This is a genomic window from Nocardioides sp. SRI_004 (genome assembly GCF_057586415.1).
In genome coordinates this window covers 144,767-166,379 of the sequence record NZ_JBYCZV010000003.1, presented here as the reverse complement: position 1 = coordinate 166,379, position 21,613 = coordinate 144,767, and the positions used below count along the sequence as shown (strand labels likewise).

Here is a 21,613-nt window from a genome sequence, read left to right as displayed (position 1 = left end):
AGTCGATTTAACGAGCGGGCGAGGCCCCGGTGACCCGGGGCCTCGCGGACCGGGATCAGATGAGGGCAGGCAGGAGGCGGGCTCCGATCGACGAGACCAGCCACAGCGCGGCCACGACCGCGGGCGCGCCCGCGATCCACGCCGCCCTGCGCGACCAGCGGCTCCACGCCCACACGAAGGCGGCGAGGGCACCCAGCAGCACCTGCAGCGCGAGCGCGAGCTCGGCCAGGGTGAGCCGGTCGACGTGCGGCTCCAGCAGCGTCGGCTCCGGGTCCGCCGACGAGCGCGGACCGGCAGCGGCCGCGCCGGAGCGGAGCTCGGCGTCGACGTACACGGTGTGGGAGGTTTGGAGCCGCGCCAGGCGCGAGCCCGAGCCGGAGGAGGTCACCAGGATCAGCCGGCTCGCCCCGTCCCCCGGGGGCGCGGGCATCGGGTCGCCGTCGACCCGGATCCCGGAGACGACGTACTCGAAGCGTCCCTGGGCGGTCGTCACGACGACCTCGGCACCACGCTCGATGTCGGGCAGGTCCGCGAACGGCCTGCCGTACGACGTCGAGCGGCCTGCCACGACACTCACGCCCTGCTGTCCCGGCAGCACGGTGCCCGGGCGGTGGCCCGGACCGTCCTGCAGCTGGCGGGACCGCGTGCCCTCCACGACGACCAGCGAGTCGACGTCGAGGGAGGGGATGTCGAGCAGGGCGACGGGCGCACCGGCTCGCACCGGTGCGCCCGTCGGTGCCGTGCCCTCGGCGAGCTGGGTGCGTAGCTCGCCGTAGAGCACGTTCTGTGCATGGTTCTGCTCGAAGTCGCTCAGAACCAGCAGGTACAGGAGGAACCACCCGAGCAGCAGGGACAGCGCGAGCATCGCGCGGCCTCCCGCGATCCGGATGTGCTCCTCGGCGCGCCCGGGCGGCGGCGAGGCGTCGACCTCGCCGTCGTGGACCAGGGTGCGGGTGGGGTCGCTCATGCCCGCCTCCGGGGTGCGGGCCGGCGGGCGCTGGCGACGACGCTGGAGACCAGTCCCTGCAGCAGGTCGAGCCAGCGCAGCACGGACCCGGCGATCGCGCTCAGCGCCGCCATGAGCACCAGCGTGGGCAGGCCGACCCGGCCGAGCGAGGACTGCTCGCCGGCCGTGAGCACGGTCTCGGCCTCGACCACCGGCGCAGCCGGGGCGGCGGCGGGCTTCTCAGCCGGCGGCGCGTCATCGGCCACGACCGGTGCGGCCGGCACGTCGCCTGCGGCCCCCGCCTTCGGCGGTGACTCCTGGACCGGCGCAGCGGCGGTGGAGAAGTCGCACGCCTTCGCGAGGGTGGGCGCCTTCCCCGTCACCTCGAGCGCCGGGACGGCGCCCTTCTGCGCGCGCACGGCGTTGACCGCGTTCGCCAGGTAGGCCTGCTGCGTGGCGAAGCCGTTGTCGGCCGTGAGCGGCAGGTAGCCCGCGGGCAGCGAACCGTTGGCCTGGCCGGGCGTCTGGCCGGCGCCGCCGGCGTAGCAGAGGAACTTCGCCAGCTTGGTCGCCGTGGCGGTGTCCTCGCCGCTCGTCGGGAAGACGGCGTACACCGGCATCGCCCCCGGATAGGCCGCCTTGCCCTTCGCCGTGCCGAGCGCGTCGTCGGCGACGACCCAGGTGCCCGCCTCGTCGTCGGCCTCCAGCAGGCCGGCCGCGGCCGTGAGGCCCTTGGTGTCGGGCTCGACGAACGTCCGCCCGGAGGCGTCCGAGAACTGCTTGCCGGCGGCCACCTCGGAGCTCGACTGCAGGGCGGCCGTGCGGAGGTTGTAGCGACGCGCCGCCGGGAGCGAGACGAGCCCGAGGACGAAGCGGTAGCCGACGGCCTGCCGGCCCTCCGTGCGCAGCGGCAGCGTCGTGGCGTCGTACCCGTCGTAGCGGCAGACGGTGGCTGCGGCCGAGCTGGCGAACTGCAGGTTGAGGCCGACGGCACCGAGGCCGGACAGCGGGTTCGCGACCAGCTGCAGGTAGGGCGTCGGGCTCTTCCGGTAGCAGGCGTTGTCGTCGATGTACCACTGCGGGGCGACGAACTCGTCGAGCAGCGGCCAGTTGTCGACCGGCAGGTCGAGGCCCTTGTACGCCGGGTTCACCTTCATCCCCCACGGGTCGGGCGTGCCGTCGAGCCAGGCACGGGCCTCGGGGTCGGCGTCGATCCAGCGGGTCAGCGCCCACACGAGGTCGGAGTTCGACGAGAACACCTGCAGCGCCGCGCCCGCCTGCAGCGTCGATCGCTCGTCGATGCCGGGGTTGAGCGCGCGGAACTCCGGGTCGAGGGTGATGTTGAGCGGGTTGTCGCCCAGCCCCTCGTGCCCGTTGCGCACGAACGCCACCGCCGGGTACGACGCGCTGAGCAGCTTCGCGACCAGGCGGGCGTTGAGGTTCAGCTGCTCACGGCGCCGCTTGTCCCCGTTGTCGATCGAGAACGCGATGGCGAACCCGCCGAACGCGATGGGGGCCTGGGCCACCGGGCGCTGGTAGCCGCCCGGCTGCGGCGCGGTGCTGAACGCACCCTTGATCTCGCCGGACTGGACGAGGCTGCGCGCGAGCGACTCGGCCTGCTGCACGTGGGTGAACGAGTACAGCGAGTCGGTGGTGCAGAACTTCGGGCGCCACGAGGCGGTCAGCTCGTTGAGCACCACGGAACCCATCAGCTCGAGCGGCTTCTCGACCGACTCCACCGGGCAGACCTCGGCGGTCTGCGCGAACTCGAGCGGGACCGTGATCCGGTTGCGCCAGTTCGACGGCGTCCACCACAGGTTGCCGCGCACGGCCTGGTCGGAGGTCCGGCTCGACGCCGGCTCCCCCGCCGCGTACGAGCCGGTACGACGGCAGGTGGCATCGCCGCTCGCCAGCTGGGCGTCGGTCAGCGGCACCCCGGCCTTGGTCGTCAGCTGGGTGCCCTCCGGCAGCGTGGTGCCGAACGCGTCGCAGCTGACGCCGACGACGGGCACCGCGACGAGGGCGCAGGCGACCTTGGCCGAGCACCCGAGCGAGGCGTTCTCCGCCTTGGTCCACACCGCGAAGTCGGCGGAGCCCTTGCCGTCGGAGCCGGTGATGCCGTAGGTCGTGTTGCTCGGCAGGCCGCCGGCCTCGGCCGAGTCGGACTCCGGCGGCAGCGGCATGCAGCCGACGCCCGGGTCCGGTCCGCCGTAGTAGGTCGTGCCGCCGGCGGCCTTGAAGGGCAGCCAGTGCTCGGTGGTCAGCTGGGACACCGACGAGCACGCCTTCGGCAGGGTGGCGGGCGGGCCGACGATCGCCTCGCGGTCCTCGGCCTTCGCCCAGGCGTCGAAGCGCCACGACGGCGTGCTCGAGGCGGCCGCGAGGTAGCGCTCGGGCGCCGTCTGGGTCCAGCAGGTCTCCGGCGAGAGCCTCACCTGCCCCTTGGGGGTGGCACCGTCGGTGTCGACGCCGCGGCACTGCAGGAGGACGAAGGGGTACTCCTGGTTGCGGCCGTCGGACGAGTTCGGGTCGGGCACGACGGCGCCGGTCGGGTGCGCCCCCTCCCAGCGGACCTTGATCTCCTGGCGTCCGCGCAGGTTGGTGGTCTGCGAGACGTTGAGCCGCACCTTGTTGGTGGAGGCGACCGTCTCCTTGCCGTCGGCGTCGAGGAAGGCCCGGACGGCGGTCACCGACTTCGTCACGCCCTCGGCAGCACCGGCGGGCGCCTGTCCGCCGGGGAGCACGACCGCCAGGCCGCCGAGCACGAACGCGAGCGCGAAGAGGAGCCGCTCGGCCCGGCGTCGTGCCGTGCCCCCGCCTGTCACCCGGCCTGTCGCCCGGCCGGCCATCACGACCGCCTCCGGCCGACCACCTGCGCCACCACGGGCGGCACGATGAGCACGCCGGCGAACAGGCCGATCACGAGCGCGGCCAGGACCGACGGCGGGCCGGACCCCGCGTCGGGGTCGAGGGTGGTCGCGACGACCTGCACGTCGTCGCTCGTGGTCCCGGCGCCGGTGCCGTCGGCGCCGCCGCCGGCCACCGGGACGTCGCCGGCACCCGCCGGGGCGTCGGGGATGCCGTCGCCGTCGGTGTCGGTCGTCGCGGCACCGGGCGTGTCGGAGCCGGTGTCCGTCGTACCGCCCTTGGGGCCGCCGGTCCCGTTCGGGTTGTCGTTGTAGGAGCCCACGCCGTCGGCGCACGGGCCCTTGCCGGGCCGGTCACAGTCGGCCGGGAAGGGCGCGATCTTCGCGAGCAGGTTCTGCTCGGGGTGGCCGGCGACGAACGTCGGGTTGTGGCAGTTCTTGACGTTCTGGATGATCGAGGCGTCGAAGGACACCTTGGGGTCGGCCTTCTTCAGCTTGTTGACCTGGGTGAAGCTCGCCTGGACCAGGTTGATCGGCAGCGGCGAGTAGCCGATCGGGCCGATCTCCGACTGGCCCTCGCAGATCGAGTGCTTGAGGAAGTCGACGATCGTCTGGCGCTTCGCCGTCGTCATCCGGGAGTCGTCGGCGGCGGTCGGGATGATCGCGTACACGTACGACGACAGCGGGTAGGTCCGCTTGTCCGGGTTGACGTAGACCTTGTCGAGCTTCTGGGTCAGGTAGTTCGGGTCGCTCGGGTTGTCGTTGATCTCCGCCTTGGTCAGCGCGACCGCGACGTTGTACTGCGTCGGCAGGGTGAAGTAGCCGGCCTTGTTGAGCAGTTTCGCGACCGGGTAGCCGGCCATCAGCGGGTAGGAGTACTCCTCCATCGCGATGGCGCCGACCGAGCCCTTGGCCTTGATGAAGTTCATGACGCCGTCCGAGCCGGTCTGCGCGCGCTGGGGACCGCGGGCCTCGCCGCAGTTGAGCGGGAAGTAGTCCGTCGGGGCTGCCTTGCCGCCGTTGCAGTCCTTCCAGAGACCCGCGTGCTGGCTGGTCATCCACGTGCTGAACTGGTTGGTGACACCCGCGCCGTCGGCGCGCACCACGGGGATGATCGGGATCGACGGCAGCGCCCGGCCGTTGTTGTCGCTGGTGATCGCGGGGTCGTTCCAGTTGCTGATCTTGTTGGTGAAGATCTTCGCCAGGGTGTCTCCCGACAGGCGCAGGTTGCGGATCTTCTTGCCGCCGACCTCGATGTTGTAGGGGAAGGCCGTACCGCCGGCCACGACCGGCAGGTAGGCGAACGAACGGCCGAGCGAGGAGTCCGTCGCGCCCGTCGTCGGGTCCTTCCCCCGGTAGGGCGAGTCGGTCACGCCGAAGTCCGTGGACTTGTTGGCGTAGTCCTTGCGGCCCTGGGCCGCGCCGTTGGCGGTGTAGACGACCTTGAGTCCCTTGGCGTCGACGTCGGCCACCCACTGGTTGACCGCGTTGGCCGCCCACGAGGAGCCGGAGCCCTGGATCAGCGCGTACGACGGCGCGGCGGCGCTGGCCGCGCCGGGACCGGCCGCGACGGCGAGGTAGCCGGCGAGCAGGAGCGCGACGGTGCGGACGACCCGCATCCGGGTGCGCGTGGCGATCATCGGTTCTTCCTTCCCCTGGCCGCCAGGCGGGCGAGCAGGAACAGCGAGAGCACCACGGCGAGCAGGACGGTCGCGCCGGCGTACGCGCGCTGCTCCATCTCCGGGCTTCCGGTGCTCACCGAGGCGTAGACGAACAGCGGGAGCGAGTTCATCGGGTTGTGGGTCGGGTTGGCGTTGAAGAAGGTCGAGGCGCCGGAGGTCAGCAGCAGCGGCGAGGTCTCGCCGACCGCGCGGGCCACGCCGAGGATGAGCGCGGTCGCCAGGCCCGGGCGCGCGGTCGGCAGGACCACCTTCCACACGGTCTGCCAGCGCCCGGCGCCGAGGGCGTACGACGCCTCGCGCAGGCCGTTCGGCACGACGCGCAGGACGACCTCGCTCGCGCGGGCCATGATCGGCAGCGCCATCACCGCGAGCGCGAGCGAAGCCGCGAGGCCGCTCGTCTCCATGCCCAGGTTGACGATCCAGACGGTGTAGATGAACAGGCCCGCCACGATCGAGGGCAGCGCGGTCATCGCCTCCACGACGGTGCGCACGAGGACCGCGCCCCGGCCGCCGACCTCGGAGATGTAGACCGCCGTCGCGACGCCGAGCGGCATGGCGATGGACACGGCGATGCAGACCTCGATGACGGTGCCGACCAGCGCATGGGCGATACCGCCCGTCGTGAAGGGCGCATCGGCGTGCACCCCGGCCATGTCGTCGAAGAAGAAGTTCCAGTGCGTCAGGGCCGGCAGGCCCTTCCACACCGTGGAGACCACCGTGCTGAGCAGGGCGAGGCCGACCAGCGCCGGAGCGGCCATCACGACCGACGCGACGACGCGGTCCACGACGATGCGGCGGGGCTGGGTGAGCGCCGTCAGGCCGGCGTAGAAGGCGACGAAGACGGCGTACCAGATCACGGCGAAGCCGACGGCGCCCGAGAACGGCAGCACCTGCGTGTAGCCGACCCAGGTCGTCGCGGTCGCGCCGACCAGCGCGCCGACCAGGGTCAGCGTGTCCTCCCGGGTGCGGTGCCCGGCGCGGCGGAGCGTCTCGGGAGCGGGCACCGTCTCGGGCTGCGGCTGCGGGTGGTCCTCGGCACGGGCCTCGGGCCGGGTCTCGACGGCGGTCACAGCTCGGTCACCCCGCCTCCGCGCGAGCGGGCCACGACGACCGCGGCGAGGCTGTTGACCACGAGCGTCATCACGAACAGCAGGAAGCCCGCGGTCAGCAGGGCCGAGAGCTGCGCCGGCGTGGCCTCCTTGAACCCGGACGCGATCAGCGCCGAGATGGTCGCCGTACCGGACTCCAGCACGTTCGGCTTGATCTCGAAGGCCTGCGAGATGACCATCACCACGGAGATCGTCTCGCCGAGCGCGCGGCCCAGGGCGAGCATCGTCCCGCCGATGACGCCACCGCGGCCGAACGGCAGCACCACCGTGCGCACCATCGCCCAACGGGTGGCGCCCAGCGCGAGCGCCGCCTCCTTCTCGCCTGCCGGCGCCTCCGAGAAGACCTCGCGCATCACGGAGGTCGCCATCGGGTAGATCATCATCGCCACGGCGAGCGCGGCGATCGCCGCCGACCCCGCGTACGACGGGTAGCCCGGCGCCTGGTTCCAGATCGGGTAGTCGACGTCGGTGCGGACCTTGAAGAACGGGATCCAGCCGAAGTGCTTGCTGATCCAGTGGGTCACCAGCGTGGCGTGCGGCTGGACGACGATCAGCACCCACAGGCCGAACACGATGCCGGGCACGGCGGCCATCAGGTCCACCGCACGCACGAGCAGCGGCCGGGCCCAGCCCGGGGCCCAGTCGGTGATGTAGAGCGCGGTCAGCAGCGAGAGCGGGAAGGCGATGAGCAGCGCGATCACCGCGACCTGGATCGTGCCGAGCACGACCGCGGCGATGCCGACGATGTCCTGGCTGGGCAGCCAGCGGTACTCGGTGAAGAACGAGAGGCCGTAGTGCTGCAGCGTCGGCACGGACTGGATCCCCAGGAAGATGCCGATGCCGGAGGTGATGACCAGGACGGTGAAGGCGAGCACCCGCACGACCTGCAGGAACACCCGGTCCTGCACGGAGTACCGCACGGCGATCGGCCGTGGGACGTCCTCACCCGGGTCCTCGTAGGACGACGCAGGTGGCGTCGGGACAGCAACACGCGACATACCGGGGGCACCCCTACCCGTAGGCGGCCCCCGATGGCCGAACCAACAACTGCATTAAGTCTAGTGGTTCGGCTGGATTAATTTGGAAACTACAGATCAGATGCTGGACGTGTGTCCTCCGCCACCTCGTCCGGCGTGGTGGCCCGCCCGTCGACGTACACGTCCTCCTCCCGGCCGGGCCGGTTGCGCAGCGACCACACGAAGTACGCCGCCGCGAGGACGAAGAGCACGATCGAGGTCCACACGTTGAAGCGCAGGCCGAGGACGTCCTCGAGCTGCACGTTGTCCACGCGGATGTACTCGATCCAGCCCCGGCCCAGCGTGTAGGCCATGACGTAGACGGCCATCACCCGGCCGTGCCCGAGGCGGTAGCGACGCTCGAGCCAGATGATCAGCGCGAAGGCGGCGAGGTTCCAGAGGCACTCGTAGAGGTAGGTCGGGTGGAAGACCGTGCCGTCCGCGTACGGTCCGCCGAAGGCGGTGCCGCAGTACTTGCCGGAGGTCTGCACGCCGTCGACCAGGCACTGCCAGTGGTCCTGGTCGATCTCCAGGCCCCAGGGCAGGTCGGTCGGACGGCCGTAGAGCTCCTGGTTGAACCAGTTGCCCCAGCGGCCGATCGCCTGCGCCACCAGGACGCCGGGCGCGAGCGCGTCCAGCATCGGCAGCAGCCGGATCCCCTTGCGGCGGGCGCCGATCCAGGCACCCACGGCCCCCAGGCCGACGCCGCCCCAGATGCCGAGGCCGCCGTGCCAGACGTAGAGCGCGTCGACGGGCGAGCCGTCGGAGCCGAAGTACTTCTCCCAGTCGGTCGCGACGTGGTAGAGCCGGGCGCCGATGAGGCCGAAGGGCACGGCCCAGAGAGCGACGTCCTGGACCTCGCCCAGCGTGCCGCCGCGCGCCTGCCAGCGCTTCTCGCCGATCCAGATGGCGACGACGATGCCGAGGATGATGCACAGCGCGTAGCCGCGCAGCGGGAACGGCCCGATGTGCCACACGCCGTTGGCCGGGCTCGGGATCGTGGCGGTGATCAGCTGGGGCAGCACGGGTCAGTCCTCGGTGAGCAGGGTGTGGATGTCCGCCGCGAACTCGGCGGCCGAGGTCTCCTGGTTCCACAGGACGACGGCCTCGTCGTGGCTGTCGATGGCCAGGGTGAAGGTCGAGTGGCCGCCGAGGTCGTAGCCCCCGGTCGGCAGCTTCTTGCCGTCGTTGACGTAGACGTGGATCGGCTCGCCGAGCTCGATGATCGTGTCGAGGTCGCCGGTCAGGCCGATGAACGACTTGTCGTAGCGGTCGAGATAGGCGCGCATGGTCTTCTCGTCGTCGCGCTCGGGGTCCGTCGTGACCAGCACGACGTCGACCTTCTTGCGGTCGGCGGCGTCGAGCTGGTTGAGCCCGGCCGCGATGTTGTTGAGCACCAGCGGACAGAAGTCCGGGCAGTTGGTGTAGCCGAAGAAGACCAGGGTGAGCGGCTTGTCGGTGCTCGCCGCGAGCGAGTACGGCTTCCCGTCGGTGTCGGTCAGCGCGATGTCCGGCGCCTGGTAGGGCTGCTCCAGCCGGGTGCCGGTGAACTCGGCCTTCTCGTCGGCCGTGCCGCAGGCGGCCATCACCAGGCCGAGCAGTGCGCACAGCACTGCGAGCCTACGCACGAACGCCCCCCGCCAGCTCCTCGGTCAGGGACTTCAGCGCCGCGAGGCCCGCCGCCCGGTCGTCCGGGTGGTCCAGCAGGGTACGGACGAACGCCGAGCCGACGATCACGCCGTCGGCGTACGCCGCCAGGGCGGCCGCCTGCGCACCGGTGCTCACCCCGACCCCGACGCCCACGGGGAGGTCGGCCCCGCCGTTCGGGCTCAGCGCCTTGGTGCGCTCGATCAACGGCGCCACCCCGGCGGCCGTGGCCTGCGTCGTGCCGGTGACGCCCATGATCCCGGTCGCGTAGACGAAGCCGCGCGAGGCGGCCGTGGTCAGGGCGATCCGCTCGTCGGTCGACGACGGCGCGACGAGGAAGACCTTGTCGAGGTCGCGCGCGTCGGCGGCCGCGATCCACTCGGGAGCGAAGTCGGGCGTGAGGTCGGGCGTGATCAGGCCCGCTCCCCCGGCGTTCGCCAGGTCCTGGGCGAACCGCTCGACGCCGTACCTCTCGATGGGGTTCCAGTAGGTCATCACGAGCGTCGGCACACCGGTCGCCGCGACCGCCTCGACCGTGCGCAGCACGTCGGTGGTGCGCACCCCCGCCTCGAGCGCCTGCTGCGCGGCGGCCTGGATCGTCGGGCCGTCCATCACCGGGTCGCTGTAGGGCAGGCCGATCTCGATGATGTCGCAGCCGGCGTCGACCATGGCCTTGAGCGCGGCGATGCTGCCGTCGACGTCGGGGAAGCCCGCGGGCAGGTAGCCGACGAGGGCAGCGCGACCCTCGGCCCGCGCCTTCGCGAACGCGGTGCTCGTGCTGGTCACTTCTTCTCCCCCGCCTCACCGAGGTGGAACCACTCCATGGCGGTGCCCATGTCCTTGTCGCCGCGGCCCGAGAGGTTGACCAGCAGGGTCTGGCCCGGCCGGTCCTTCGCGACCTTCAGCGCGCCCGCGATCGCGTGGGCGCTCTCGATCGCCGGGATGATGCCCTCGGTGCGCGCCAGCAGGGCCATCGCGTCCATCGCCTCGGCGTCGGTCACCGGGAGGTACGACGCCCGGCCGCCCGCCGCGAGCGCGGCGTGCTGCGGGCCGACGCCGGGATAGTCCAGGCCGGCGGAGATCGAGTGCGACTCGACCGTCTGGCCGTCGTCGTCCTGGAGCACGAAGGTGCGCGCCCCGTGGAGCACCCCGATCGAGCCGGCGAAGATCGTCGCGGCGTGGCGACCGGTCTCGACGCCGTCGCCGCCTGCCTCGAAGCCGTAGATCGCGACCTCCGGGTCGTCGACGAAGCCCGCGAACAGCCCGATGGCGTTGGAGCCGCCGCCGACGCACGCCGCGATGGCGTCGGGCAGGGCGCCGGTGAGGTCGAGGCACTGCTGGCGCGCCTCGTCGCCGATGCCGCGCACGAAGCTGAGCACGAGGCTCGGGAACGGGTGCGGGCCCGCGGCCGTGCCGAAGAGGTAGGCGGTGTGGTCCACGCTGGCGACCCAGTCGCGCAGGGCCTCGTTGATCGCGTCCTTCAGGGTCCGCGAGCCGCTCCTGACCGGGATCACCTCGGCGCCGAGCAACTGCATCCGCGCGACGTTGAGCGCCTGGCGCTCGGTGTCGACCTCGCCCATGTAGACGGTGCAGTCGAGCCCCAGGTACGCCGCCGCCGTCGCCGAGGCCACGCCGTGCTGGCCGGCGCCGGTCTCGGCGATGACGCGCGTCTTGCCCATCCGCTTGGTCAGCAGCGCCTGGCCGAGCACGTTGCGGATCTTGTGCGCGCCGGTGTGGTTGAGGTCCTCACGCTTGAGCAGGATGCGCGCGCCGGCGTGCTCGGAGAGCCGCTTCGCGTCGTAGAGCATGCTCGGGACGCCGGCGTAGTTCTGCAGCAGGTCCTCGAACTCCGCGGTGAACGTCGGGTCGACCATCGCCTTCTGCCAGGCGATGTCGAGCTCGTCCAACGCAGCCATCAGGGCCTCGGGCATGAACCGGCCGCCGAAGGCGCCCGCGCCTCCGAACCAGCCGAGCGCGTCGGCGTCGTACGTGCTCCCTGCGCCAGTCATCGCTGCTCTCCACTCCTCCGTTGCAGGCCGGTCATGGCGGCCACGGCGTCCCTCGGTGCTCCGTCCCTGACCAGCGCCTCACCGACCAGCACCGCACGGGCGCCCTCGTCGACGAAGCGCTGCACGTCGGCCTGCCCGGTGATGCCGGACTCGGCGACCAGGACCCGGGCGGCCGGCACCAGCGGCGCGAGGCGGCCGAAGGTCCCGGCGTCGACCTCGAGCGTCTTCAGGTTGCGCGCGTTGACACCGATCAGCTCGGCGCCGATCTCGATCGCGCGCTCCGTCTCGGCCTCGTCGTGCACCTCCAGCAGCACCGTCAGCCCGAGCTCGCGGGCGAGGTCGTGCAACCGGTCCAGCCGGTCGTCCGGCAGGCACGAGGCCATCAGCAGCGCCAGGTCGGCACCCGCCGCCCGGGCCTCGAGCAGCTGGTACTCGGTGACGATGAAGTCCTTGCGCAGCACGGGCACCTCGACCGCGGCCCGCACGGCGCGCAGGTCGTCCAGGCTCCCACCGAAGCGCCGCTGCTCGGTGAGCACGCTGATCGCGGCGGCGCCGCCGGCGGCGTACTCCTTCGCCAGCGCGGCGGGATCGGGGATGTCGGCCAGCTCGCCCTTGCTCGGGCTCTTCCGCTTCACCTCGGCGATCACGCTCGAGCCCGCGTCGCGGAAGTGCGGCATCGGGTCGCGCGGCGCCGGAGCGTCGGCGAGGGCGGCACGCAGGTCGGCCTCGGGCACACTCGCCTGCCGGAGCGCGAGGTCCTCGCGAACACCGGCGACGATCTCGTCAAGCACAGTTCCCATCGCTGTCAGTGTTCCACGCGGCAGGGAACGCACCGCACAGTGGCTGGACTTGTGGACCTCCGGCCAGCCGATGGTTTCCGGGGCGCCGACGCGGTTAGGCTGCTGCGACCGCCCGGATTTCGGCCGGGCCCGACCCAGAAGGATCAGCGTGAGCTACGGATCTCCGCCGCCCCCGCCCGGCAACCAGCCTCCCTACGGTGGCAACCCCTACGGCCAGCAGCCGCCCTACGGCGGCGGTGCGCCCTTCGGCGGCCCCACCTCCGGTGACCCCGGCACCCTCGACCTGCCCTACTACGGCATCGGGTTCGGCGCCGCGGTCCAGCGGGCGTTCAAGAAGTACGCGCGCTTCGACGGTCGCGCCAGCCGCAGCGAGTACTGGTGGTACGCGCTCGGCGTCGGCCTGATCGGCGTGGTGCTCTACGTCCTGCTCTTCATCGGGCTCGCGGCCGAGTCCACGGCGCTGACGCTGATCTTCGGCCTGCTGTTCCTGGTGTACTTCCTCGCGACCATCGTGCCGAGCATCGCCATCGGCGTGCGGCGCCTGCACGACGGCGGCTTCAGCGGCTGGATGTACCTGCTCGGCTTCATCCCGGGCTGTGGCGGCATCATCCAGCTGGTGATGATGTGCCTGCCCTCGAAGCCCGAGGGTGCGAAGTACGACCGCGTCGGCGGTGGACAGAACTTCGGCGGGGGCGGCTACGGCAACCCCTACGGCCAGTAGCCGCTGCCGCTCAGGACGTCACGACGCCCCGGACCGTTGGTCCGGGGCGTCGTTGCATGTCAGGTGCGGGCCGGCCGCTCGTCAGGGCGCGAGCCAGGCGCCGGCGGGCAGGTTGCGCAGCACCGTGAAGACGAGCATCGCCACGCCCAGGATGATCGCCGACCTGTTGAGCGAGCGGTCGGACGGACTCCACGGGGTCCCGGTCCAGCGGCCGTGCGCCCAGCGGTAGAAGGCGTAGGCGATGAACGGCAGCGACAGCACGAAGAGCAGGTTGCTCGACGCCGCGGCGCCGATCTGCAGGTTGCCGAGGTCGTTGACGGCACGCAGGCCGCCGCAGCCCGGGCAGGAGAAGCCCATCGCGGCGGTCGGGCAGATCCCCCAGCTGTTCTGGTCGTGGGGGTCACGCAGGTGCAGCGCCAGCGTGGCGGCCGCGAGGCCGCCGGCCACCGCGGCGGGCGGCACCATCCGGCGCCACCGGGAGACCCCGGTGGCGGGCGTGGAGGGTGCCGTGAGGGTCATCGCCTCGGCCGAGCCTCAGTGGCTCGACTCGTGCAGGCCCATCTTCACGAGGACGAGGAACAGCGGGCCGGCCGCGACCGCGATGACCGCGCCGATCCAGAAGAGCGGCCAGTTCAGCGGCGAGACGGACATTCCGATGGCGCCGACCACGAAGCCGACCAGCGAGACCAGCACTGCAGTCCAGGCGGCGGGGGTGTTGCCGTGGTTGTCGGCCATGGGTGGGAACTCCTCGTTCAAGCGGGTCGGTCAGGAGGATTCTAGGGGGTCAGCTGTCCGTCGGGTCGCTGCCCTCGTCCAGTGACTTCCACAGGTCGAGGTTGGTGCGGTCCTCCGGGGCGCCGGCGGGCGGGGGCGAGGCGTCGGCGGCGGCGCCCGGGGCGTCGTACCGGGTGCCCATCTCGGGCCACTCCGGGACCATCCGGACGGCGGCACCGGCGGCCAGGAAGGCCACGAGCGAGGTCAGCAGGGCGATCCACAGCCACGGGGTGCGCTCGACCTCGACGGCGGAAGCGTTGAGGCCCAGCCGGATCGCGAGGTCGCCGGCTGCGGAGTCGTCCTGGACGAAGCCGCCGACAACGACGACGACCCCGATGCCGGCCGCCGCGACGAGCGCGAGGACGGCGACGATCCGGCGCACGACGCCGCGGGTGACCAGCAGGACTCCCCAGGCGGCCAGCGCCACCAGGGCCAGCGCGCCGGCGAGCGGGAACTCGACGGACCGGTCCTGGACCGTGCGGGCGAGCCCGCCCGCAGCCGTCAGCGTCGACTCCGGGACGGTCAGCATCTCCTTGTGCCCGGCGACGGCGGCGAACCCGCTGCCCGCGATGCCGAGGAGCACCGTCGGCCCGAAGGTACGACGGCCGGCCGGCGCCGCGGGGCGCTCAGCCACCGAGCAGCCCGTCGTCGAAGCAGGTCCGGGCACCGGTGTGGCACGCGACGCCGACCTGGTCGACCTTGACGAGGAGGGTGTCGCCGTCGCAGTCGAGCCGGACCTCGTGGACGTGCTGGGGATTGCCGGACGTCTCGCCCTTGACCCAGTACTCGTTGCGGGAGCGGCTCCAGTAGGTCGCCCGCCCGGTCGTCAGCGTGCGGTGCAGCGCCTCGGTGTCCATCCACGCGAGCATCAGCACCTCGCCGGTGTCGTGCTGCTGCACGACGGCGGGCAGCAGCCCGTCGTCGGTCAGCTTGAGCCGGTCGGCGATGGCGGGGTCGAGGGAGGTCACGGCTCCATTATCCGGTCAGGGGTGGTGCCGCGCTGCGCGACCCACGACGCGTGGAGCCGTGCGTAGGGCGTGTCCGCCTGCTGCGCCAGCTCGCGGTGCGGGCCGTGCTGCACGATCCGGCCGCGGTCGACCACGACCACCACGTCCGCCGCCTCGGCGGTCGAGAGGCGGTGCGCGATGGTGACCGAGGTGCGGCCGGTCATCAGGCTCTCCAGGGCTCGCGCGATCCGGGTCTCGAGCTCGGGGTCGACGGCGCTGGTCGCCTCGTCGAGCACGAGCAGGTCGGGGTCGGCGAGCTGTGCCCGCAGCAGCGCGACGAGCTGGCGCTCCCCCGCCGACAGCGACTCGCCGCGCTGGCCCACCCGCGTCTCCACGCCGTCGGGCAGCCCGGCGAGCCAGTCACCGAGGCCGATGGAGTCGGCCGCCTGCTGGATCTCCTCGGCGGTGGCACCGAGACGGCCGTAGCGGACGTTGGCGGCCAGGGTGTCGTCGAAGAGGAAGCCCTCCTGCGGCACCAGGACCACGCTGCTGCGCAGCGCCGCCTCGCTGATCTCGCGGAGGTCGACGCCGTCGAGCAGGACGCGTCCGCGGCTCGGGTCCATCAGCCGGGTCAGCAGCTTGGCGATCGTCGACTTGCCCGAGCCGGTCTCACCGACGACGGCGACCCGCTGGCCGGCGGGAATCGCCAGGTCGATGTCGCTGAGGACCTCCGAGCCGCCCGGGTAGGCGAACCCGACGCCCTCGAACCGGACGTCGATCGCGCCCTTCGGCAGCGTCTGCCCGTCCCGGCCGGGGTCGACGAGGTCGGCGGGGGTGTCGAGGATGCCGATCACCCGACGCCAGCCGGCGATGGCGTTCTGGGCGTCGGTGAGGATCTGGGTGCCCATCTGCACCGGGCCGACGAAGAGGGTGACCAGGAAGGCGAAGGCGAGCACCTCGCCCGCGGTGATCCCCTCCCCCCACGCGAAGCCCTGGCCCAGCCAGATGCCGACGATGAGCACACCCGCGTTGGCGAAGCCGGCCGAGATCCCGCCGAGGCTGAACGAGAACGCCGTGAACCCCTGGGCCCGCGTGCTCGCCGCCTTGTGCGTGTCGATCGCCAGGTCGATGCGCTCCTGGGTGCGGTCCTCGATCGCGTAGGACTTCACCACCGTCGCGCCGACCACGGGCTCGGACACCGCGGAGAGCAGCACGCCGACCTGGCGTCGTACGGTCCCGTAGGCGGCGGCGAGCTTGCGCTGGAAGTAGCGCAGGCTCAGGAAGAGCGGCGCGAAGCAGAGCCACACGACGAGGGCGAGCTGCCAGCTGTAGAAGAGCATCACGAGGGTGGCGACGAGCATCTGGCCGACGCTCACCACGAAGAGCAGGCCGCCGAAGACGAGGAACTGGCTCACCTGGTCGACGTCGCTGGTGACCCGCGAGACGAGGGCGCCGCGGCGCTCGGTGTTCTGCGTGAGCAGCGGCAGGTCGTGGACGTGGCGGAAGGCCTTCACCCGCAGCGTCGCCAGCCCGCGCTCGGCGGTGGAGAACAGGCGCGCCGTCATGGCGTACGACGCCCAGCTGGTCACCACGATCGCCGCACCGGCCGCGAGGGCGAGCCAGGTGGTGAAGGTGACGTCGGGGCCGTCCGGACCGCGCAGGCCCTTGTCGACCGTCTGCTGGATCGCGATCGGCACGATGACCTGGCCGACGGAGGCGAGCACGGCCAGCAGCAGCGTGCGACCGATGCCCTCGACCAGCTCGGGCGAGTGGCGCACGCCGCGGCGGATGGTCTCCCAGGCGCCGATGTCCTCGCCGGTGTGCAGCGCGGTGCTCATGCCGGCACCTCCTGCTCGTCGGTCTCGTAGGCGTTGACCAGGCGCGCATAGTCGGCGTTGCGTGCGACGAGCTCGTCGTGCGGGCCGCGGTCGGCGATGGCACCGTCGACGAGGTAGAGCACCTCGTCGGCGAGGCCGATCGTGGCCTTGCGGTAGGCGACGACGACGAGCGTGGTGTCGGTGGAGCCGAGCGCGCCGAGGATCCGCGCCTCCACCTCGGGGTCGACGGCGGAGGTGGCGTCGTCGAGGACCAGCAGGCGGGGTCGCCGGACCAGGGCCCGGGCGAGCGAGAGCCGCTGCCGCTGGCCGCCCGACAGGGTGGTGCCGCGCTCCCCCAGCCGCGTGTCGAGCCCGTCGGGCAGGGCCGCGACGAACCCGTCGGCCTGTGCCGTGCGCAGCGCCTCCCACACGTCGGCGTCGGGGACGTCGAGGCCCAGCGTCACGTTGCCCCGGACGGTGTCGTCGAACAGGAACGCCGTCTGCGGTACGACGGCCAGCGCCTCCGCCAGCGCGCCGCGCCGAAGGTCACGCACGTCCGTGCCGTCGACCCGGATCGCGCCGCCGTCGACGTCGACCAGCCGCGCCACCAGCGTGGTCAGGGTGCTCTTGCCGGACGCGGTGGCGCCGACGAGGGCGACCGTGCGGCCCGGCGCGACGTCGAAGCTCAGGTCGCGCAGCAGCGGGCGGTCCGGGGTGTAGCCGAACTCCGCACCGGCCACCTCGAGCCGCGCGCCGCCCTCGTGGGCGGGGAGCACCTGGTCGCCGTACTCCATGGCGCCGGAGGCGCGCAGCACCGCGGCCACGCGGCGGTAGCCGACGACGCTGCGCGGGAAGTCGCCGAGGAGCCAGCCGATCGAGCGGATCGGGAACGCGACGACCGTGAGCAGGTAGGTCACCGTCACGACGTCGCCGGCCACGGTGGCACCGGACATGACGCGGTGCACCCCGAGCACGAGGACCACGAGGACCGCGAGGTTGGGCAGCGCGGCGAGCGTGGGGTCGAAGGCGGCGCGGATCCGGCCGACCCTGATGTTGGCCTCGCGCAGCTCGACGGCCTTCGCCCGGAACCTCTCGGTCTCCTCGGGCTCACGGCCGAGGGTCTTCACGACGAGCGCGCCGTCGAAGGACTCGTGCGCGATCTCGGACAACTCGGCGCGCAGCTGCTGGGCGCGGGTGGCCCAGCCCTGGGCGAGGCGCTGGTAGACGACATTGGTGCCGATGACCACCGGGAAGACCAGCAGTCCGACCGTCGCGAGCGCCAGGTCGGTCAGCAGCATCTGCACGACCGCGATCACCATCATCGCGACCGTGCCGACCGCCATCGGAAGCGGAGCGATCGGTCCCCAGGCTGCCTCGACGTCGGAGTTGGCGTTGGACAGCAGCTCGCCGGTCGGGTGCCGCTGGTGCCACTCCATCGGGAGGCGGAGGTACTGCCGGGTGACGGCGCGGCGGCTGTGCGCCTGCATGCGGTACTGCATGACGCCCGCGCCCAGGCGGCGCGCGACGATGCCGACCGCGCGGAGGATGGCCACCCCGACGAAGAGTCCCAGCACGGCCCAGAGCAGGCCACCGCCGATCTCGCCGTTCTTGAAGGCCGGCAGCACGACGTGGTCGGTCGACCAGCCCAGCACCCACGCGTCGGCGACGGTCAGCGCCCCGAAGAGCACGCTCCCGACCGTGGAGAGGGTGAAGATCCAGGGCTCGCGCTTGATGGCCACCCAGAGGACACCGAAGCCGGCGGACGTCGTACCGGTTCCTGTGCTCACTTCACCCCGCAACCTGCTCGCCGATCGGCCTATTCCCTGCCGACGAGCCGGACATCACACAGCGACTGCTGCTCGACCGCGCGGGCCAGGCGTGCGTCCGAGGTGACCAGGGGCACCGACAGCGCCCGCGCCAGCTCGACATAGAACGCATCGGTGATCCGCAGGTTGTCGCGGCGCGACCACGCTGCCCGGACAAGGGGGTGACTCGGATGAAGAGCGAGAGGCATGGAGCCGAACTCCCGCACCGCGTCATCTGCGCCGGGATGCCCGGCGCGCGCCCGACGAGCCAGTGCTGACACGACCTCCCCGGTCACGACATCGGGGGCGTGGAGCCTGTCGACGCCCACGATCTCCTCGGTGGCAACGCCCGGGCGACCGCCTGACAGCAGGTCGACCACGGATGACGCATCAATCACCCACGCCATCGGCCGCGTCCCCCCACCGTGTGCCGAACTCATCGCGGACTTCGTCCATGATCCGCTGCGCTTCCTCGCGCGAGAGCTCCGGCAACGGGGGGTTCGCGCGCACCCGCTCCATCCAGACCCTCATCGCCGTGCGCTGCAGCTCCTCCTCGATCGCCTCCTGCGTCAGCTTTGACACGTTGAGCCCCGCCTCCCGCGCGCGAGCGGCAAGCTCGTCGGGGACGTAGACATTGAGGCGTGCCATACACACACGATACACACCTCAGACCGCACGCAGTCGGTCCTTGCCCGTCCCGGTCCGGCCATTCCTGCCCGGCGCAGGACGCAGGACCGCCTGGCGTCGTACCCGCGTGCCGTCCACGACGAGCGCCGTGAACGCGCGGTCGGCGTGGCTCCAGAGCACGAGCGCACCGGAGATGGCATGGTCCACCAACAGGGTGCCGACCACGTGCGCGAGCCACGGCTCGATGGCATCGACCCGCACGTACGACGCCTCGCTGATGTCGAGGCAGCAACCGTCCGGGCAGGACACCCACGGGTTGGGTCCGTCCGGGTGCCCGGGCGCCAGCGTGTCAACCAAGGCGGACGGCTTGTCGTCGAGCGACGACCGCAGGCTCGCCGCCGCGATCGCGTGCAGGAGCTCGATGTCGTCGGCCTCGAGGCGCGGCTCGATCGTCAGTGAGCCGCTGATGGTGATGCCGCTGTCAGCGTGCAGTGGGGCGTCCATGGGTCCTCCCGAGATGGAGCTCTGATGGGAGGGTTCACCCTGCACCGGGGTTCGCGCGTCCGCCACTGCAGTCACGCGGCCTGTGGAGAACTTCCCGGCTCCCGGCTGTTGTCCACAGGCGCCGCTCCGGGCGATTGCGGCGGCCGTCCGGTGCGACCACTCTCGACGTCACCAACGACGAGAGGAAGGGGCACCGTGGACCCCATCGGTACCCGCCTCGGGATCCTCTGCGTCGCGCTCGGACTGTCGATGAGCGCGTGCGCAGGTCCCGACGCAGCAGCACCGGACCTTCGTACGCCGCCGGCGCGCGACACACCCTCCAGCACGCTCGGCGACCTGGCCCGGCAGGGAGCGGAGGGAACGCAGCCCTAGGAACTGCACCCCTGGTTTCCCGGTTCACCGGACCGGACCCGGCGCGTGGCGCTACGGTCGGGTCGGTCGTCGGGTCGACTCCGGCGCGAACGCGTCCCGGGAGGAACGAGAGTCCATGAACCGCCGCCTCCGCTCCCTGTGCCACGCGACTGCTCTGTTACTGGCAGCCACCGGTGTCACGATCCTCGGCAACGCCGTGCCGGCGTCAGCGGCGCCGCCGGCCAACGACGACTTCGAGGCGGCCGAGGTGATCTCGCCCGAGTCCGGTGGAGCGTTCATCAGGCGCTACCCCACCCTCGCGGAGGCGACCCTCCAGGACGGTGAGCCGGACCACAACCCTGCAGGCGTGTCGGCGGCCGGGTCGGTCTGGTACTCGATCACGCCCGCCACCGCGGGAAACCTCACCGTGTGGGCCGGGGGAACCGATCCTGCGCTGGCGGTCTACACGGGGACGACCCTGTCCTCGTTGACCCAGGTCGCACACAACGACGACGAGTCGCCGGGGTGGAGATCGAGCCGGATCGACTCCCTGCCGGTCGACGACGGGACGACGTACTGGATCGTCGCCACGGCCACGACCTCGCAGGCGCTCACCTGGATCTCCTTCCGCCTCAGCCCGACTCCCCTGAACGACATGCTGGCGAACCCTGCGCCGTTGATCCCGGACTACCGGTCCACAACGTTCAACACCCGGGCTGGCGTGGAGGACGGTGAGGACTCCCTGTGGCAGGCGGCATGGGCGACCTCACCGCAGGCGACCCTGTGGTGGCGCTTCAGCCCAGGCCGCAACGGGACCCTCGACCTCGAGGCCACCGGCATCGATCAGGCCGTCCGGATCGCGGTCCTGAGCGCAACGTCGGAGCCCGCATCGGTGACGGACCTCCAGCCGGTGGCGCTCTCCACCGCTGCGACACCGACCTCGACACTCTCCGAGATCTCCGTCAAGGGAACGAAGTCCTACTACGTCAGCGTCTCCGGAGCGACCGCTGACGACCGCGGCCAGGTCCAGCTCATGCCGCGATGGACTCCGTCGCCGTACCCCGACAACGACAGCTTCGGCGATGCGACCTTCATCCCCAACCCCGCCGTCGACGCCGCCGCGGAGGTCGACTTCGACTCCGTCGGCTCGACCACCGAGACCGGCGAGCCGGACCACGCTCCGGGAGTCCCCGTCGGTGGCAGCGTGTGGTTCCGCTTCGTTGCTCCCTCGACCGGAATGGTCGAGGCCAGTCTCCCGTGGACGGCATTCGACAGCGTCGCCGTCCTCTACCGGGGAACGAGCCTGAGCACCTTGACGCGCGTCGCATCAGACCGTGGTGCCACCGCCGTGCCCGCACGAGAGACGCGGGTGCGGGCCCCTGTGACGATGGGCGAGACCTACTACGTCGCCGTCCTCGGCGTGGACGGCAGTGGTAATGACACCCAACTGTGGCTCCGGTTCGGGCTCCGGCCGGTCGTGACCAGCACCAGCACGAAGCGCGGCTCGACCGGAGCGCCCAACTGGGTGACCATCCGGGGAGCCCATCTCGACGCCTACGGCGCGGCCGTGTGGTTCGGCGACCGGAGGGCGCGCTATGTCGGGTCCACCGATCCGTCCGACCCCGGGGCCGTCTCCGTCCTGGTCCCCAGCGGACTACCGCGCGGCCCGCTCCGCATCACCGTCAGAACCTGGGCGGGAACCGCGGCCACCCACCCGCTCTGGATTGCCGGAGTCCCCTACATCCTCAGGCTGTCGGAGACCGTGGTTCCGAGGCGCGGTGGCGTCTGGGTGGTCGTCTACGGACGTGACTTCGACGGAACCACCTCCGTCAAGGTGGGCGGGGTGCCAGCCCGTAGCTTCCGCGTACTGCGGCCCACCGTCATGCGAGTTCTCATCCCGCGCCACGCGCCCGGCCGGGTGCGAGTGTCCGCGCGCGACCGGTGGGGCGGCGTCGGCGTCAGCTCCGTGACGATGCGCTACCGCTGACTCC

Annotated in this window: 21 protein-coding genes; 2 read left to right on the top strand and 19 right to left on the bottom strand. The window is 71.9% G+C overall.

Annotation, left to right across the window (positions count from 1 at the left end; genetic code table 11):
- Positions 1-55 precede the first annotated feature (55 nt).
- The 10 genes from AC2YHB_RS04835 to trpC all read right to left on the bottom strand — a co-directional run bounded on the left by AC2YHB_RS04835 (position 56) and on the right by trpC (position 12,076).
- Positions 56-967 carry a sortase gene (locus AC2YHB_RS04835; RefSeq protein ID WP_487353574.1) on the bottom strand — a complete coding sequence of 304 codons (912 nt, stop codon included), beginning with the start codon at positions 965-967 and terminating at the stop codon, positions 56-58.
- On the bottom strand, positions 964-3,795 hold the full coding sequence (locus AC2YHB_RS04830; RefSeq protein ID WP_487353573.1) for a hypothetical protein: 2,832 nt from the start codon (positions 3,793-3,795) through the stop codon (positions 964-966). The genes AC2YHB_RS04835 and AC2YHB_RS04830 overlap by 4 nt, the downstream gene beginning before the upstream one ends.
- On the bottom strand, positions 3,795-5,453 hold the full coding sequence (locus AC2YHB_RS04825) for a substrate-binding domain-containing protein (protein ID WP_179650889.1): 1,659 nt from the start codon (positions 5,451-5,453) through the stop codon (positions 3,795-3,797). Before AC2YHB_RS04825 ends, AC2YHB_RS04830 begins: the two co-directional genes overlap by 1 nt.
- A complete protein-coding gene (gene pstA, locus AC2YHB_RS04820; protein ID WP_487353572.1) occupies positions 5,450-6,565 on the bottom strand; it encodes a phosphate ABC transporter permease PstA in 1,116 nt (371 codons plus the stop codon). Before pstA ends, AC2YHB_RS04825 begins: the two co-directional genes overlap by 4 nt.
- On the bottom strand, positions 6,562-7,602 hold the full coding sequence (gene pstC, locus AC2YHB_RS04815) for a phosphate ABC transporter permease subunit PstC (RefSeq protein WP_179650887.1): 1,041 nt from the start codon (positions 7,600-7,602) through the stop codon (positions 6,562-6,564). The genes pstA and pstC overlap by 4 nt, the downstream gene beginning before the upstream one ends.
- A gap of 89 nt (positions 7,603-7,691) precedes the next feature.
- Positions 7,692-8,645, bottom strand: a complete 954-nt coding sequence (lgt, locus tag AC2YHB_RS04810; protein WP_487353571.1) for a prolipoprotein diacylglyceryl transferase — start codon at positions 8,643-8,645, stop codon at positions 7,692-7,694.
- A 3-nt stretch (positions 8,646-8,648) separates the two neighbouring features.
- The gene (locus AC2YHB_RS04805; RefSeq protein ID WP_308645652.1) at positions 8,649-9,248 is read right to left on the bottom strand and encodes an SCO family protein; all 600 of its coding nucleotides are present in this window, start codon (positions 9,246-9,248) and stop codon (positions 8,649-8,651) included.
- Positions 9,241-10,053: a tryptophan synthase subunit alpha gene (gene trpA, locus AC2YHB_RS04800; protein ID WP_487353570.1), complete on the bottom strand. Its 813-nt coding sequence runs from the start codon at positions 10,051-10,053 to the stop codon at positions 9,241-9,243. The genes AC2YHB_RS04805 and trpA overlap by 8 nt, the downstream gene beginning before the upstream one ends.
- Positions 10,050-11,276, bottom strand: coding sequence for a tryptophan synthase subunit beta (gene trpB / locus AC2YHB_RS04795; RefSeq protein WP_036542462.1), 1,227 nt, complete (start codon positions 11,274-11,276; stop codon positions 10,050-10,052). The genes trpA and trpB overlap by 4 nt, the downstream gene beginning before the upstream one ends.
- Complete coding sequence (gene trpC, locus AC2YHB_RS04790) at positions 11,273-12,076, bottom strand: indole-3-glycerol phosphate synthase TrpC (protein ID WP_487353569.1); 804 nt, start codon at positions 12,074-12,076, stop codon at positions 11,273-11,275. The genes trpB and trpC overlap by 4 nt, the downstream gene beginning before the upstream one ends.
- Positions 12,077-12,224: 148 nt before the next feature.
- Here trpC and AC2YHB_RS04785 point away from each other — a divergent pair, with 148 nt between their 5' ends.
- Positions 12,225-12,797, top strand: coding sequence for a DUF805 domain-containing protein (locus AC2YHB_RS04785; RefSeq protein WP_207010451.1), 573 nt, complete (start codon positions 12,225-12,227; stop codon positions 12,795-12,797).
- Positions 12,798-12,878: 81 nt separating this feature from the next.
- On the opposite strand, the gene AC2YHB_RS04780 is transcribed toward AC2YHB_RS04785, so the two are convergent.
- Genes AC2YHB_RS04780 through AC2YHB_RS04740 form a run of 9 tightly spaced genes read right to left on the bottom strand, consistent with a single transcriptional unit; the run spans position 12,879 to position 19,271 of the window.
- Complete coding sequence (locus AC2YHB_RS04780) at positions 12,879-13,316, bottom strand: DUF2752 domain-containing protein (RefSeq protein WP_179650881.1); 438 nt, start codon at positions 13,314-13,316, stop codon at positions 12,879-12,881.
- 15 nt (positions 13,317-13,331) lie between these two features.
- Entirely contained in the window at positions 13,332-13,532 is a 201-nt protein-coding gene (locus tag AC2YHB_RS04775; protein WP_036542456.1) for an HGxxPAAW family protein, read from the bottom strand.
- Positions 13,533-13,581: 49 nt separating this feature from the next.
- Positions 13,582-14,205, bottom strand: coding sequence for a Trp biosynthesis-associated membrane protein (locus AC2YHB_RS04770; protein ID WP_487353568.1), 624 nt, complete (start codon positions 14,203-14,205; stop codon positions 13,582-13,584).
- On the bottom strand, positions 14,198-14,539 hold the full coding sequence (hisI, locus tag AC2YHB_RS04765) for a phosphoribosyl-AMP cyclohydrolase (protein WP_487353567.1): 342 nt from the start codon (positions 14,537-14,539) through the stop codon (positions 14,198-14,200). Before hisI ends, AC2YHB_RS04770 begins: the two co-directional genes overlap by 8 nt.
- Entirely contained in the window at positions 14,536-16,356 is a 1,821-nt protein-coding gene (locus AC2YHB_RS04760; RefSeq protein WP_487353566.1) for an ABC transporter ATP-binding protein, read from the bottom strand. Before AC2YHB_RS04760 ends, hisI begins: the two co-directional genes overlap by 4 nt.
- Positions 16,353-18,122, bottom strand: a complete 1,770-nt coding sequence (locus AC2YHB_RS04755; RefSeq protein ID WP_036542447.1) for an ABC transporter transmembrane domain-containing protein — start codon at positions 18,120-18,122, stop codon at positions 16,353-16,355. The genes AC2YHB_RS04760 and AC2YHB_RS04755 overlap by 4 nt, the downstream gene beginning before the upstream one ends.
- Before the next feature lie 29 nt (positions 18,123-18,151).
- Positions 18,152-18,520 (bottom strand): type II toxin-antitoxin system VapC family toxin, encoded by a 369-nt coding sequence (locus AC2YHB_RS04750; protein ID WP_487353565.1) that lies wholly within the window; start codon positions 18,518-18,520, stop codon positions 18,152-18,154.
- A 10-nt stretch (positions 18,521-18,530) separates the two neighbouring features.
- Positions 18,531-18,788 (bottom strand): type II toxin-antitoxin system CcdA family antitoxin, encoded by a 258-nt coding sequence (locus AC2YHB_RS04745; RefSeq protein ID WP_051931789.1) that lies wholly within the window; start codon positions 18,786-18,788, stop codon positions 18,531-18,533.
- 18 nt (positions 18,789-18,806) lie between these two features.
- Positions 18,807-19,271 (bottom strand): hypothetical protein, encoded by a 465-nt coding sequence (locus AC2YHB_RS04740; protein ID WP_487353564.1) that lies wholly within the window; start codon positions 19,269-19,271, stop codon positions 18,807-18,809.
- 487 nt (positions 19,272-19,758) lie between these two features.
- On the opposite strand from AC2YHB_RS04740, the gene AC2YHB_RS04735 reads away from it, so the two are divergent.
- Positions 19,759-21,609: an IPT/TIG domain-containing protein gene (locus AC2YHB_RS04735; protein ID WP_487353563.1), complete on the top strand. Its 1,851-nt coding sequence runs from the start codon at positions 19,759-19,761 to the stop codon at positions 21,607-21,609.
- Positions 21,610-21,613 lie beyond the last annotated feature (4 nt).

What these genes read in the sequence shown, in the direction of transcription:
- AC2YHB_RS04835 (WP_487353574.1), bottom strand. Translation starts at nt 967, where the DNA reads ATGAGCGACCCCACCCGCACCCTGGTCCACGACGGCGAGGTCGACGCC.
- AC2YHB_RS04830 (WP_487353573.1), bottom strand. Translation starts at nt 3,795, where the DNA reads ATGGCCGGCCGGGCGACAGGCCGGGTGACAGGCGGGGGCACGGCACGA.
- AC2YHB_RS04825 (WP_179650889.1), bottom strand. Translation starts at nt 5,453, where the DNA reads ATGATCGCCACGCGCACCCGGATGCGGGTCGTCCGCACCGTCGCGCTC.
- pstC (WP_179650887.1), bottom strand. Translation starts at nt 7,602, where the DNA reads ATGTCGCGTGTTGCTGTCCCGACGCCACCTGCGTCGTCCTACGAGGAC.
- trpB (WP_036542462.1), bottom strand. Translation starts at nt 11,276, where the DNA reads ATGACTGGCGCAGGGAGCACGTACGACGCCGACGCGCTCGGCTGGTTC.
- trpC (WP_487353569.1), bottom strand. Translation starts at nt 12,076, where the DNA reads ATGGGAACTGTGCTTGACGAGATCGTCGCCGGTGTTCGCGAGGACCTC.
- AC2YHB_RS04780 (WP_179650881.1), bottom strand. Translation starts at nt 13,316, where the DNA reads ATGACCCTCACGGCACCCTCCACGCCCGCCACCGGGGTCTCCCGGTGG.
- AC2YHB_RS04775 (WP_036542456.1), bottom strand. Translation starts at nt 13,532, where the DNA reads ATGGCCGACAACCACGGCAACACCCCCGCCGCCTGGACTGCAGTGCTG.
- AC2YHB_RS04760 (WP_487353566.1), bottom strand. Translation starts at nt 16,356, where the DNA reads ATGAGCACCGCGCTGCACACCGGCGAGGACATCGGCGCCTGGGAGACC.
- AC2YHB_RS04745 (WP_051931789.1), bottom strand. Translation starts at nt 18,788, where the DNA reads ATGGCACGCCTCAATGTCTACGTCCCCGACGAGCTTGCCGCTCGCGCG.
- AC2YHB_RS04740 (WP_487353564.1), bottom strand. Translation starts at nt 19,271, where the DNA reads ATGGACGCCCCACTGCACGCTGACAGCGGCATCACCATCAGCGGCTCA.
- AC2YHB_RS04735 (WP_487353563.1), top strand. Translation starts at nt 19,759, where the DNA reads ATGAACCGCCGCCTCCGCTCCCTGTGCCACGCGACTGCTCTGTTACTG.